The organism is Candidatus Frankia nodulisporulans, from assembly GCF_902806475.1.
In the GTDB taxonomy this organism is placed as follows: Bacteria; Actinomycetota; Actinomycetes; order Frankiales; family Frankiaceae; genus Frankia; species Frankia umida.
Genome location: NZ_CADCWS010000005.1, coordinates 30,480 through 44,496, shown reverse-complemented (window position 1 = coordinate 44,496; position 14,017 = coordinate 30,480). Strand labels below are relative to the sequence as shown.

9 protein-coding genes are annotated in these 14,017 nt (G+C 73.6%); 3 read left to right on the top strand and 6 right to left on the bottom strand.

Features of this window, described 5'->3' with window-relative positions:
- Positions 1-9 precede the first annotated feature (9 nt).
- From G6R24_RS01440 to mraZ, 6 genes are all read right to left on the bottom strand, one after another.
- Positions 10-1,593: a UDP-N-acetylmuramoyl-tripeptide--D-alanyl-D-alanine ligase gene (locus tag G6R24_RS01440; protein ID WP_163547349.1), complete on the bottom strand. Its 1,584-nt coding sequence runs from the start codon at positions 1,591-1,593 to the stop codon at positions 10-12.
- Positions 1,590-3,200 (bottom strand): UDP-N-acetylmuramoyl-L-alanyl-D-glutamate--2,6-diaminopimelate ligase, encoded by a 1,611-nt coding sequence (locus G6R24_RS01435; RefSeq protein WP_225437986.1) that lies wholly within the window; start codon positions 3,198-3,200, stop codon positions 1,590-1,592. The genes G6R24_RS01440 and G6R24_RS01435 overlap by 4 nt, the downstream gene beginning before the upstream one ends.
- Positions 3,201-3,331: 131 nt before the next feature.
- Positions 3,332-5,191, bottom strand: coding sequence for a peptidoglycan D,D-transpeptidase FtsI family protein (locus tag G6R24_RS01430; RefSeq protein WP_225437985.1), 1,860 nt, complete (start codon positions 5,189-5,191; stop codon positions 3,332-3,334).
- A 332-nt stretch (positions 5,192-5,523) separates the two neighbouring features.
- Positions 5,524-6,513, bottom strand: a complete 990-nt coding sequence (gene ftsL, locus G6R24_RS21555; protein WP_192029081.1) for a cell division protein FtsL — start codon at positions 6,511-6,513, stop codon at positions 5,524-5,526.
- Positions 6,510-7,493, bottom strand: coding sequence for a 16S rRNA (cytosine(1402)-N(4))-methyltransferase RsmH (rsmH, locus tag G6R24_RS01420; protein ID WP_163547347.1), 984 nt, complete (start codon positions 7,491-7,493; stop codon positions 6,510-6,512). The genes ftsL and rsmH overlap by 4 nt, the downstream gene beginning before the upstream one ends.
- Before the next feature lie 166 nt (positions 7,494-7,659).
- On the bottom strand, positions 7,660-8,091 hold the full coding sequence (gene mraZ, locus G6R24_RS01415; protein ID WP_163547346.1) for a division/cell wall cluster transcriptional repressor MraZ: 432 nt from the start codon (positions 8,089-8,091) through the stop codon (positions 7,660-7,662).
- 727 nt (positions 8,092-8,818) lie between these two features.
- Between mraZ and G6R24_RS01410 the strand changes: the two genes are divergently transcribed.
- The 3 genes from G6R24_RS01410 to G6R24_RS01400 are packed head-to-tail and all read left to right on the top strand — an operon-like array spanning position 8,819 to position 13,937.
- On the top strand, positions 8,819-9,847 hold the full coding sequence (locus G6R24_RS01410) for an AAA family ATPase (RefSeq protein ID WP_163547345.1): 1,029 nt from the start codon (positions 8,819-8,821) through the stop codon (positions 9,845-9,847).
- 8 nt (positions 9,848-9,855) lie between these two features.
- Positions 9,856-11,334 carry a DUF58 domain-containing protein gene (locus G6R24_RS01405; RefSeq protein WP_163547344.1) on the top strand — a complete coding sequence of 493 codons (1,479 nt, stop codon included), beginning with the start codon at positions 9,856-9,858 and terminating at the stop codon, positions 11,332-11,334.
- Positions 11,331-13,937, top strand: coding sequence for a transglutaminase TgpA family protein (locus G6R24_RS01400; RefSeq protein ID WP_163547343.1), 2,607 nt, complete (start codon positions 11,331-11,333; stop codon positions 13,935-13,937). Before G6R24_RS01405 ends, G6R24_RS01400 begins: the two co-directional genes overlap by 4 nt.
- The last annotated feature ends 80 nt before the right edge of the window (positions 13,938-14,017 follow it).

Here is a 14,017-nt window from a genome sequence, read left to right as displayed (position 1 = left end):
CGTCCGTCCTCATATCCCCTCGATCTCCGCACCGACCCGCGTGCCGACTCCCCGGCCGACCCCGCTGTTCTGACCAGTTCCCCTGTCACTGCCGGCCGCACTGTCCTGCGCTGGGCCGAACGCCGCGGTCAGGCCCTGCGCGACCCGTTCCAGCCCGTACGACCGGCTCGCCTTCACCAGGACGACGTCACCCGCCCGCGCCCGCGCCACCACCGCCGCGACCGCCGCGTCGGCATCCGCGACCCACGTCGACGACCTGCCGCCACCGTCGACAGCACCATCACCACCGCTGACACCGCCACCACCGCTGACACCGCTGGTGGCCAGCGCGGTCTCGGCGGCGGCGTGGACGCGGCGGGCCGCCGCGCCGACGGCGACGAGCCGGTCGACGCCGAGGTCGACGGTGAGCCGGCCAAGGTCGTCGTGTGCCTCGTCGGCCGCCGTACCGAGTTCACCCATTCCACCCAGTACGGCGAAGGCCCGGCCCGACCCGCGCAGACCGATCAGGGTGTGCAGCGCGGCACGCATCGACTCCGGGTTCGCGTTGTACGCGTCGTTGACGATCGTGACCCCGGCCCCGGTCCGGCTGACCTCCATCCGCCAGCGGCTGCGTGGCCGGGCGGCCGTGAGGGTCGCCGCCACCCGCGCCGCCGGCAGCCCCAGCCGCAGTGCGACCGCCGCCGCCGCCAGCGCGTTGGCGACCTGGTGCGCGCCGACCAACCCGAGCGTCACCGGATGCCGCTCTCCCCCGGCGACCAGCACGAAGGACGCCCGCCCGGCCGCGTCCACCCGCACCTGCCGCGCCCCCACCTCGGTCACCAGCGCCGCCGGTGGCGAGGCCGGTGGCTGCCCGCCGACGTCGGCGGCCTGGGTGAAGGTGATCACCTGGGCGGTGCGACGGACACGGGTGGCCATGGCGGCGACGAGGGGGTCGTCGGCGTTGAGGATGACGGTGTCGGTGGCGCTCTCGGCGAGTTCGCCCTTGGCCTTCGCGATCCCGGCCCGGCCGTCGGCGTACTCGCCGACGTGGGCGCTACCCACGTTCAGCACCACGCCGACGCTGGGACGGGCGATCGCGCACAGGGCCGCGATGTGACCGAGCCCGCGCGCGCCCATCTCGAGCACGACGAACGCGGTGTCGGGTTCGGTGCGCAGCAGGGTCAGGGGCAGGCCGATCTCGTTGTTGAACGAACCCGGCGGCCAGATCGTCGGACCGATCTCGCCGAGCAGATCCGCCAGCAGATCCTTGGTGGTGGTCTTGCCGGCGGAGCCGGTGACCGCGACGACGGCCGCCGGCGACCGGTCACGCACCAGGGCCGCCAGCGCCGCCAGCGCCGCCAGCGGGTCGTCGACCCGTACCGAGGGCACCGCCACCGCACGGGTGGCCAGCACCGCGGGGGCGCCCGCGGCGATCGCCTCGGCGGCGTGGTCGTGCCCGTCCACCCGTTCGCCGACGATCGCGACGAACAGGGTGCCGGGGGCGACCAGCCGCGAGTCGACCGTCACGGCACGCACCAGGGCAGCCGGGTCCGCACCGGCCTCGAGGCGGCCACCGGTGGCCGCGGCGACCTCGGCGAGGGTGAGCGGGATCATCCACGCACCCGACCCGTCGGACCCTCGGATTCGGCCCGATGGCCCGCGTCCAGGGCGTCCAGCGCGGCCCGCAGCACGATCCGGTCGTCGAACGGGGTGATCACACCGGCCTGTTCCTGGCCGGATTCATGGCCCTTGCCCGCGACGACGACGGCGTCCTGCGGGCCGGCGGCGGCCACCGCGGCGGCGATGGCAGCGGACCGGTCCGGCCGCACCAGGACGCGACTGTCCACCCGCAGATGCGCGGGTACACCGGCGAGCATCTCGGCCAGGATGGCCGCCGGGTCCTCGGAGCGCGGGTTGTCACTGGTCAGGATCGCGAGGTCGGCGAGTGTCGCGGCGGCCTCGCCCATCAGCGGACGCTTGCCACGGTCCCGGTCACCGCCGCAGCCGAGCACGGTGATCAGGCGGCCCTTCACCAGCGGCCGGACGGTCTCCAGCAGCGTGGTCACCGCGTCGGGGGTGTGCGCGAAGTCGACGAGGGCGAGGAACGGTTGCCCGGCCTCGACCCGTTCCATCCGTCCGGGGACGCCGGGCAGCGCGCCGATGCCCACGGCCGCCCGGTTCGCGTCGACACCGACCGCGACGAGCAGCGCCAGGGCGCCGAGCGCGTTCGCGACGTTGAACCGGCCGGGCAGCGGCACCGACAGCGGTACCCGCAGGCCGTGCGGGCCGTGGGCGACCAGGTCCGAGCCGGTGGGGCCGGCGGACAGCTCCGCGACCGTCCAGTCCGCCGGGCCCTCGACGGCGAAGGTGATCGCGTCCGGGCGGCGGGCGGCGAGGCGGCGGCCCCACGGGTCGGCGACGCCGATCACGGCCACGTCGGCGCGTCCGGGCGCGAACAGGGTCGCCTTGGCCTCGAAGTAGTCCTCCATCGTCGGATGGAAGTCCAGGTGATCCTGGCTGAGGTTGGTGAACAGCGCACCGGCGACGTGCAGCGCGTCCGCGCGGTGCTGGGCCAGCGCGTGGCTGGAGATCTCCATCGCGGTGGCGTCGACGCCGCGTTCCACCATCAGCGCCAGCAGCGCCTGCAGATCGCTGGCCTCCGGGGTGGTGTGGGCGCTGGCCAGCCGCTGCGCGCCGACGCGGGTCTCCACCGTGCCGATCAGCCCCGTGGTGTGGCCGGCGGCCCGCAGACCCGCGTCCAGCAGGAAGGCGGTCGTCGTCTTGCCGTTCGTGCCGGTGACGCCGAGCAGCCGCAGCCGGGCCGACGGGTCGCCGTAGACCCGGGCGGCCACCGCGGCGAGGTCACGCCGCGGATCGGCGCTCACCAGCACCGGTACCGACGCCGACCCCGCGGCCGAGGCCGGAGTCGGCGAACCATCGCGGTCGCTGTCGGTGGCGATCAGATGGGCGCCCGCGGGATCGGTGAGCACGGCCACCGCACCCGCGGCGAACGCCTGCGCGGCGAACCGGGCACCATGCACGTGTGCCCCGGGCAGGGCCGCGTACAGATCCCCCGGACGAACCTGCCGGGAGTCGTGGGTGACACCGAGGACGGCCACGGCGTCGAAAGCGGCGTCCGCGCCGGTGTCGGCGAGGACCGTGCGCAGGTCAGCCAGGGCACAGGGCGCGGTGGCGGCCGGTCGGGGTGCCGGAGAGGTCACGCTGACGACCTTAGTGGGCGCCGGCACGGGCATCCGCACGGGCGCCCGGGCATGGGGGTGGTCCCGCGCCGGACACGCCTGGACCCGGGCCCGACTCGCCGAACGAGCCTGGACACGCGGGGCATCCGCGGCTATTGGTCAAGGTCGAGGACGAGCGGGGAGGGCTTCGTCGTCGGCTGCGGCACCCCGAGGGTGGTCAGCGCGAAGCTCATCACCTTCTGGAACACCGGCGCGGCGACCTGCCCGCCGTAGTACCCGTTCTTCGGGTTGTCGAGGACGACCTCGACCACCACCCGCGGGGCGTCGGCCGGGGCGAACCCGATGAACGACGACGTGTACCCCTGGTAGCCGCCGTGCACCGGGTCGGGCCGGTAGGCGGTGCCCGTCTTGCCGGCGACCCGGTAGCCGGGAACCTGGGCGAGCGGCGCGGTGCCCTCGTTGGTGGCGACCGTCTCGAGCATCGCGGTCAGCGTCGAGGCGGTCTGCGCGCTGATGACCCGCTGGCCGGGCGGATGTGCGGCGGTGGTGACGACACCATCCGGGCCGGTGACGGCGTCGACGAGGCGCGGGGTGACCCGCACGCCGCCGTTGGCGACCGTGGCGTACACCGAGGCCATCTGCAGGGCGGTCGCCGACATGCCCTGGCCGTAGGAGATGGTGGCCGCCTGGCTGCCCGACCAGTCCTTCGAGGGTGGCAGCAGGCCGCTGCCCTCACCGGGGAAGTGCAGCCCGGTCCGGGCGCCGAGACCGAAGGCCCGCAGCGCCCGTTCGAGTCCTGCCCGCCCGACCTGGTCGGCGATCTCCACGGTGCCGATGTTGCTCGAGCGGGCCAGCACACCGGCCGTCGTCAGGTGCTCCACACCGTGCTTCTCGGAGTCCTCGATGCTCACCCCGCCGCGCACGATGGACGGTGGGATGGTCACCGGTGTCTGGTCGGTGATCAGCCCCTGGTCCAGCGCCGCCGCCATCGTGATCACCTTGTTGACGCTGCCGGGCTCGTAGGCGTCCCGGGTGGCCCGGTTACCCAGCGCGGCGGTGTCCTTGGCGGTGATGTGGTTCGGGTCGAACGTGGGCGCGTCGGCCATCGCCAGGATGTCGCCGGTGCGCGGGTCCATCACGACGACGGTGCCACCGTCCGCCTGGGACGACTGAACGGCCTCGGCGATGGCGTTCTGGGCGCTCCACTGGATGTCCCGGTCAAGGGTGAGCCGCAACGCCGAACCCGGCACCGGATCGGTCTGGGAGGTACGTCCGGAGGGGATCTCGATGCCCTCCGGGTTGGCCATCAGCTGGCGTTTGCCGTCGGCGCCGCGCAGCTGCTGGTCGTATTCGAGTTCCATGCCGCCACCGCCGACAAGGGAGTCGCCCTTGCCGCTGCGCATGAACCCGACGACGTTCGCCGCCAGCGACCCACCCGGGTAGGTGCGCCCGCGTTCCTCGGTGATCCCGATACCGGCCAGTCCCAGTCTGGTGACCTTGTCGCCGACCTGCGGGGTGAGTCGCCGGGCCAGGTAGACGAACTTGACGCCCGCGTCCGGGTCGGTGGTCATCCGCTTCGTCAGCGTCGCGACGCTCTCGCCGAGCAGCGGGGCGAGCCTGGCCGCGGTGAGCGGCACGTTCTTGATGTTCGACGGGTTGGCGTAGACGGCACGCAGCTCGACGTGCTGGGCGAGGGTGTGCCCGGTCCGGTCGGTGATAGCGCCGCGGGCCGCGGGCAGCGGGATGACCCGCAGCCGCTGCGCCTCGGCCTGGGCCGCGTACCTCGACGCGGAGATCCCCTGCAGCTGGGTCAGTCGCAGCGCGAGAATGCCGAGCAGTCCCACCATGAGCACGACCGTCACCCGGACCCGCCGACGCGGGCTGCCCAGGCGGTAGGTCCGCGGCACCACCGGCCGTGGCGGTCGCCGGCCGCCACCCGGACGCCCCCCGCCACGCAGACCCTCGGCCAGCCGACCCGCCGAGCCCCGCGTCCTCGACGCGCGCGTCACCACCCCCCGGGTCGCCGACCCCCGCGGGGACGACTCCCCCCGCATGGACGCCCGGGCGCCGACGCCACGACTTCCGGTGGTCCCGGTGCCAGCGCCGCGCGTTGCGGACCCGCGCGTCCCAGCACCTCGTGCCCCAGCACCTCGGGTCACCGAGCTACGGGTCTGCGAGCTTCGGGTCTGGGAGCTACGGGAGGTCGACGCCCGGGTGCCCGACGTCCGGCCGGCCGCGGATCTGCCCGATTCCGACGGGCGCGCGGCTGACGTGCGAGACCCGGAGGTCCTGCCCTCCGATGGGCGGCGGGCGTCGGAGCCTGACGGGCCGCGCTCGCTCGGGCTCACCGTCCGGTGTCACCCGGCCCGGCCTGCCCGCCGGTCGCGGCGTCACCACCGGCCGCGGCGGCATCCGCGGTGGTCGCGCTCGTCCCGGTGGTCGCTGCCGTCGTGTCCCGCGGATCGACCGCCGCCGGCTGACCGGCTGTGGTCTGCTGACCGGCTGTGGTCTGCTGACCGGCTGTGGTCTGCTGACCGGCTGTGGTCTGCTGACCGGCTGTGGTCTGCTGACCGGCTGTGGTCTGCTGACCGGCTGTGGTCTGCGGCTCGGACGCCGTGGTCCGCGGATCGGACGCGGCCGGCTGTTGTGTCGCGGCCTGCTGGTCGGCCGGCGCGGGCACGATCACGAGGATGGCACCGCCTTCTGGCGACCGGGACAGCACCCGGGCACCGGCGGGCAGCGGCGAGCCGGGGGCGACATACTGCGGGACGCCACCGGGCACCATGCCGTCGCGGGCGGCCGCGGCGGCCAGCGCCGCCGGGTCGGAGAGCTGGTCGGCCTGGAGCGTGAGGGCCTGCTGGGCGTCCGCGAGCGACGCCGCCCGGGTGCGCAGCTTGGACTCCTGGAAGGAGCCTTCCATCAGCGCCAGGTTGAGCAGCAGCAGCCCGAGCAGCCCGGCGCCGAGCAGTATGAGCAGCAGGAAGACGAAGGGACCCTTGCGGGCTCCCGGCGGCGCCGGCCGCACGACCGTGAGCCGCACCCGCACGGGTGCGCGTCGCGGTGCCGGCTCGAGGACGGGAGCGGTCGCGGCGGCCGAGCGGGCCGGTGCCGCCGCCCGCATCGACGCGGCGCGACCCGGCGGGATCGGTGGGCCCGCCGGCGGTTCCTGGGCCGACCGGGTCGCCGCGGACCGGGCGCGACCGGCCGAACCCGCCCGGCCCGACGAACCGGTACGACCAGTCGAACCGGACCGGCCCGAGGTGGCGGCGCGACCGGAGGAGGCCGGACGGGCAGCGCGATCGTCGCGGGAAAGCGGCTGCGCGGTGGCGGTCACGATGCACCTCCGATGGTGGGCCGGGCCTGACCCGGGTTCGGGGCCGTACGTTCGGCGGCCCGCAGTCGGACGGAGGCCGCCCGCGGGTTGTCGGACTTCTCTGCTTCGCTCGCGGGTTCGGCACCCCGGGTCAGCCAGCGCAGCCGGGGCGCGGCACCCGCCGGGATCACCGGCATGTCCGGCGGGACCAGCGTCTGCGCGTACGGCGCCAGCTGGTGCTTGACGATCCGGTCCTCCAGCGAGTGGTAGGACAGGACCACCACACGCCCGCCGACGTCGAGGGCGTCGAAGGCCGCGGGCAGCGCCCGGGCCAGGACGTCCAGCTCGGTGTTGACCTCGATGCGCAGTGCCTGGAAGGTGCGTTTGGCCGGGTTGCCGCCGGTGCGCCGGGCCGGCGCCGGAATCGCGTCGCGGACCAGGTCGACCAGGCGGGCCGAGGTGGTGAACGGCGCGTCGGCGCGGGCTCGCACGACCGCCTCGGCGATGCGTCGGGCGAACCGCTCCTCGCCGTAGACCCGCAGAACGCGGGCGAGGGCCGCGGCGTCGTAATGGTTGAGGATGTCGGCCGCGGTCTGCCCGCCGCTGTCGCCGCCGTCCATCCGCATGTCCAGCGGGGCGTCCCGGGAGTAGGCGAAACCGCGTTCGTCGGTGTCGAGTTGCAGGGACGACACCCCGAGGTCGAACAGAACCCCGCGCACGGAGGCCCGACCCAGGCGCGCCAGCACCTCGCCGATCTCGTCGTAGACGGCCTGGACCAGCCGGAACCGGCCGCCGGCGACGACATCCAGGCGGGCCTGGCTGCGCGCGAGCGCCTCCGGGTCGCGGTCGAGCCCGATCACCTGGAGCTCGGAGAACCGTTCGAGCAGCGCGGCGGTGTGCCCACCAAGACCCACGGTCGCGTCCACCACCACGGAACCCGGCGTGGTCAGGGCCGGGGCGAGCAGATCGAGTACCCGGTCGGTCAGCACAGGCGTGTGCATCGCGTTCAGTGCTGAGCCTCCCTCGACCGCTCGTGAACCTCGTCTTCTTCAGCTGTGCGTGAGGGCTTCCACGCCCACCTGGCGCCGGTCGCCGGGGAAGAGGCGGCCGGTGAAGGTGAACGGGAGGCGGGCCGGGCGGACCGCGACACGCGCGGCCCAGGACGACTCAGATCACTCCGGGCAGGACCTCCTCGGACAGCTCGGCGAACGATTCCTCCTGGCTGTCCAGGTAGGTCTGCCAACGCGTGGCGTCCCACACCTCGACCCTGGTGTTCGCACCGTTGACGACGCACTCGCGGACCAAACCCGCATAGGCGCGCAGCGGGCCGGGAATGGTAATTCGCCCCTGCCGATCGGGTACGTCGTCAGCGGCGGACGAGAAGAAGATCCGGCTGTAGTCACGCAACGCCTTGGCGGTTACCGGAGCTGTGCGCAGGGAGTCGCTGATCCGGGTGAACTCCGCCATCGGAAAGACGTACAGGCAGCGTTCCTGACCCTTGGTGATCACCAGCACCCCTTCCAACTCGTCCCGGAACTTCGCGGGCAGTGTCAACCGCCCTTTGTCATCCAGCCGCGGCGTGTGACTGCCGAGGAACACGGCGCCCTCGACCTCCCTGCCACGACCACTTACCGGGAGGACAGCGACCGATAGCCCAGAACCGGCCGCAGGACCCATCCGCAGGACCCGTTCGCCGGGCCCATCCGCCAGGCCCATCCGCTGGGCTCACCTACAGAACCCATCCGCAGGCCCATCTGCACGCTGATGCCCCCCACTGCGCGCCACTCTACTCCACTACCCCCCATCCAACACCCCCTCGACACCCCGCACCAACCCACCAGGAACACTCCATCAGCGGGCGCCTGCTATGCCCTGTTACGGGATGGTATAAACCGCGAAAACCAGACAGAAACAGGCTCTACCTGCAACGCCTCGGTCGACCAGATCGCACGTCGGTGGAACGCCTCCGGCACGGGTGGGTGACCCCCGCTCGGGGGCCCCGACCAACCCCGTACCAACCCCGTACCAACCCAGCACCGATCTGTGGGCGTCGGTCGAGTCCGTCCGGCGGCTGTCCGTACACAAGCGCGAGGACGTGAGATTCCGCGACCACTGTCTCCTGCGGCGGACCTGCGGATGTCACACTCAAAAGAGCGGATGTCACACTCAAAAGAAACGGGCACTGCCTGAACAAGCCGCGCACCGACCGGTGACGAGACGCTCGCGGGCGGTGCCGCCCGGTGCCGAGCCCCTCGCGGTCTCGGCACCCGAACGCGCGCCCGAACGCATCGACACCCGAACGACCGACTCCCGGAGGGGGACACTGGTGGTGACCGATCCTGGTCTGCGTCACTGGCGTGACCCGGTGACCGACATCGGTCATCTCGCCGAGGTGGCCGGGCGCGTGCGCGCCTCGGTCGAGACCGTCATCGACGGCAAGGGCGAGGCGATCACCACCGCGCTCGTGGTGCTGCTCTCCGAAGGCCACCTGCTTATCGAGGACGTGCCCGGCGTCGGCAAGACGATGCTGGCCAAGGCCCTGGCCCGTTCCATCGACGCCCGGGTGCGCCGCATCCAGTTCACGCCGGATCTGCTGCCCGGTGACGTCACCGGCGTGAGCGTCTACAACCAGGGCACCCGCGACTTCGAGTTCCGGCCGGGCCCGGTGTTCGCGAACATCGTCGTCGGCGACGAGATCAACCGGGCCGAGCCCAAGGCGCAGTCGGCCCTGCTCGAATGCATGGAGGAGCACCAGGTCACCGTCGACGGCGTCACCTACCGGCTCGAACCGCCGTTCATGGTGATCGCCACCCAGAACCCGGTGGAGATGGAAGGCACCCGGGCGCTTCCCGAGGCCCAGCGCGACCGTTTCACCGCCCGTATCTCGATGGGCTACCCGTCACCCGCCGCCGAGATGGCGATGCTCGACTCGCACGGCAGCAACAATCCGCTGACCGGCGTCACCCCGGTCACCGACGCCGCCGAGATCATCCGGCTCGTCGCCCTGGTTCGCACGGTGCACGTCTCCCCCGAGGTACGCCAGTACATCGTCGATCTGGTCGGCGCCACCCGCGCGCATCCCGATGTGTCGCTCGGCGCCTCCCCACGGGCGGCGCTGCACCTCATCCGCACCGCCCGGGCGCGGGCCGCCCTCGACCAGCGGGCCTTCGTCCTACCCGACGACGTCCAGGAGATGGCGATTCCGGTGCTGGCCCACCGGCTGCTGGCCCATCCGGAGATCCTGCTTTCCGGTGAGCCGGCCACCGAGGTATGCGGCCGTATTCTGGCCGACATTCTGGATCGGGTGCCCGTTGTCCGGCCCGGCGGGGCACGCCCGCTGCGCCACGGTCGTTAGAGCTGCGTGTGCGGGATTTTGTCGCGGCACTACGCGGCCTGACGATCCGGGGCCGCTCGTTTCTGGCGGCCGGAGCCGCCTGCGTGGTGTCCGCCGTCCTGCTCGGCGAGCAGGATCTGCTGCGCATCGGGATTCTGCTGGCCTGCCTGCCGATCCTCGCGGCGGCCGTGGTGTGCCGCACCCGGTACCGGTTGTCGTGCACCCGGCGCCTCGAACCACGTCGGGTCACCGCCGGTGACCGGGTGGCCGTGCGCATCCAGTTGGAGAACGTCAGCCGCTCGGCGTCCTCGGTGCTGTTCGTGGAGGACACCGCCGGTTCCGGGCTCGGCGGCGGGGCGCGGTTCGTCCTCGACCGGATCGAACCGGGTGGCCGCCGTGACCTGACCTACGCGCTGCGGGCGACGACCCGCGGGCGCTACCAGATCGGCCCGATGGCGATCCGCCTGGGCGACCCGTTCGGCCTGTGCGAACTGACCCGCAGCTTCCGCAGCCTGGACGAGCTGGTCGTCGCCCCGGCGCTGGAGCGGCTGCCCCGCGCGCTGCCTCGCGGGTCGGCGAGCCAGCGGGCCGACCAGCGTCGCGTCAGCGGCCTCGTCGGGGAGGACGAGACCACCACCCGTCCCTACCGGCCGGGCGATGACCTGCGCCGGGTGCACTGGAAGACGACCGCCCGCTCCGGCGAGATGATGGTCCGCCGGGAGGAGCATCCGCACACCAGCGCCGCCACCCTGCTGTTGGATTCCCGGGCCCGGGCGTGGCCCGGCTCCCCCGGCTTCACCGGCACCCCCGGGTCGGACGCGTTCGAATGGGCGATCGGTGCCGTCGGCGGCATCGGGATGCACCTGGCCCGCGGCGGGCATCGCGTCCGGCTGATCACCGATCGTGGCCCGGTCACGACGATCGCCGGCACGGCCGTGTCCGGCTTGCTCGACGAGTTGTCCACGCTGTCCCCGGCGCAGACGGCGTCCCTGCGTCCGGCGTTGGCCGCGGCGCGGCGTCCCGGCGCCGGCCAGGGCGGCATGATCGTGGCGGTGCTGGGGCACGCCGATCCCACGCTGGCCACGGCGCTGTGCGGGCTGCGTCCGACCGGCGCCCCGGCCATCGCCGTCCTCGTCGACGTGACCAGCTGGGATCCCGGCGCCGCACCCGAATCGGCGGCCGGCGACCTGGTCGCGGTGCGCGGGGTTCTGTCGCGGGCCGGCTGGGCGGTGCTCGTCGCCCCACGTGGGGCGCGGCTGGCCGCCCTGTGGCCGGGCGCCGGTGGCGCTGCCCGCGGTCCGGCGACGGCGAGCGGTCGCCTCGGTGGCACGGCTACCGGCGCGGGCGGCGCGGATGGGCCTGGCCGCCCGGGTGATCTCCCCGGCCGGGGTGTCGCGGCCGGTCGTGACGGTACGGCCGGTCATGACGGTGCGGTCGGGCCGAGTGTGTCGCCCGGGCGGGGTGCCCCGGCGGTTCCGGGGCCGCGCGGCGCGGCGGTGGGCAGGTGAACCGTCGCTTCGCGCCCACCGCGGTCACCACGGTGGCCTGTCTGCTGTCGTCCAGTGCGCTGTCCCGGCTGTTCGACGGCACCCGCTGGTGGCTGGTCCCGGTGGTGATCGCGGTGCTCGTCGCCGTGGTGACCGCGACGGTGAGCCGGCTGCTGCGGCTGCCCACCGTGGCCGGGTTGGTGATCAGCCTCGCCGGCCTGGCCGTGACGGTCACCCTGCTCTGCGCCCGTGGCACGGCGCTGCTCGGGCTGATCCCGACCCCGCTGACCGTAAGCACCCTGCGCGATCTCATCGCCGACGGCAGCTCGGACATCTCGCGGCTGGCCACACCCGTCCCGCACCGGCCGGGTCTGGTCGTGCTCATCGTTCTCGGCGTCTACCTGACCACCATGCTCGTCGAGCTGATCGTGGTGACCCTGGAACGGCCGACCCTCGGCGGGCTGCCGCTGCTGGCGTTGTACGCGGTGTCGGCGGCGATCCTGCCGGGCGGGGTCGGCGCGCTGGCGTTCGGCCTCGGCGCGGTGAGCTTCGTCGCCCTGCTCCTGCTGGATGGACGGCTCGCCGTCGGCCGGTGGGGCCGTCCCGTGGCCACGTCCACCGAGGCCGGCGCCTACGGGTCGGCCGGTGAACCGCCACGCCCCAGGGTGGCCGTGACGGCCCTCGGGGTTTCGCTGGCCGCGCTGGTCGTCGCGGTCACGCTGCCGCTGGCACTGCCGTCGCTGGACGGTGCCGGGCTGGTCTCACGGCGCAGCGGCTACGGCGCTGGTGACGGGCCGAGTTCGGCCAGTGTCGTCCAGCCGATCGTCTCGGTCAGCCAGCAGCTGCACGCCGACGCCACCATCCCGCTGCTGCGCGTGCGCACCGAGACTCCCCGCTACCTGCGGCTGACCGCGCTGGAGAACTTCGACGGCCAGCTGTTCACCCTGCGGGCGCTCAACGCCACCCGCGACGACCGGGTGAGCGGGGGCCTCCCGAAACCACAGCTTGGTGGGACGACCAGCACCGCCAGCGCCGAGGTCACGATCAGCGACCGGTTCAACGAGCTGTACCTGCCGGTTCCCGGCATTCCGACGAAGATCAAGGGCCTGGTCGGCGACTGGCGGCTCGTCGATCCGACCGGCACCATCTTCTCGACCCGCACCTCGACGGCCGGTGTGCGCTACCAGGTCGAGGCGGTCAGTCCGGATCCGACCCGGGCGCAGCTGCTGAGCTCCAACGGCCGCGTGCCCGCGGACCTGGCCGTCGACACGCTGCTGCCGGCGAACCTCGACGGCCGGCTGCGCACCCTGCTCACCACCCTCACGCAGGGTGCCACCACCACCTACGAGAAGGTCTACGCCATCCAGGAGTACCTGCGTGGCCCCACGTTCACCTACGACCTGCAGGGCGCACCCACCACCCAGGACGGCGCACTCGCCGCGTTCCTGTTCGACACCCACCGCGGCTACTGCGAACAGTTCGCCTCGGCGATGACGGTGCTCGTGCGGATGCTGGGGATACCCGCGCGGGTCGCGATCGGCTTCGTACCAGGTGAACAGCAGCCGGACGGCACCTACCTGGTCACCAACCGGCAGGCGCACGCCTGGCCCGAGGTCTGGTTCCCGTCGGTGGGCTGGCTCGGTTTCGAACCGACCCGCCGCGCTGACGGTGCGACCACCGCCCCCTCCTACGCCCCCGCCGGCGTCGAGGACCCGGACGCGGCGCTGGCGCCCGGCCCGCAGACCGAGGTCGCCCCCGAACCGGATCCCAGCACCGGTAGCGGGCAGGACCCGAGCGCGGCTCCCAGCGCCACCGCCACCGACGGCGCGTCCGACACCGCCGCCGACGCTCCCCACGGCGCGACCGGCGGCGGCTTCCCCTGGTGGGCGATCGTGCTGCTCGTCGCCGCCGGCCCGGTGCTGCTCGCGCTGGCGGTGCCCGGGTTGATCCGGCTACGCCGCCGCCGCACCCGGCTGCGTCCCGGCCGCCATGCCGCCGGCGGTGCCGGCGCCGCTTCCGGCGCCGGTGCGCATGGTTCGGTCGACCAGGTACATGACGCCTGGTCGGAACTGCTCGACGTCGCCGCGGATCTGGGCGTGACGATCCGCCCGAGCGACTCCCCCCGAACCGGCGTCGCCCGCCTGAGCAGCTACCTCGACGCCGAACCCACCCCCGGCGGCGGACCCGTGCGCGCCAACGACTCCCCCGCCATCAGCGGTTTCCCCGCCCCGGACGAGCCCGGCCCGGACGACGACCTGACCCCGGACGCCGCACCGTCTCTCCGATACGCCCAAGCCCGCGAGGCACTCGGACGACTCGCGGCCGCCGAGGAACGTGCCCGCTACGCTCCGCCGGAACTCGCCAGCCCGCCCCCGCCGGCCGAGATCACCAGGGACGTGCTGATCGCATCGGACACGCTGTGGTCGATCGCCCCCCCCCGCGGACGCCGCATCATGGCCCGCCTGGCACCAGCGTCCGTGCTGTACCGCGCGCCGCGACCCGCCGCCTCGCCCACCCCGGACGCTGCTATCCCGACCGAGGAGCCTCCCGCGCCGATCGACCCACACCATCCGGACGAGTCGGACACCGGCCGCCCAGAACCGGCCATCAGCTCCCGCCGCTGACCGACGCGGGTCGCCACCGGGGCCAGCGCGGACCCGAACCCGCCACGACGACCCGTGCGCGCACCCACGCACCCACGCAC

Coding starts and splice junctions, on each gene's coding strand:
- G6R24_RS01440 (WP_163547349.1), bottom strand. CDS start 1,593: ATGATCCCGCTCACCCTCGCCGAGGTCGCCGCGGCCACCGGTGGCCGC.
- rsmH (WP_163547347.1), bottom strand. CDS start 7,493: ATGCACACGCCTGTGCTGACCGACCGGGTACTCGATCTGCTCGCCCCG.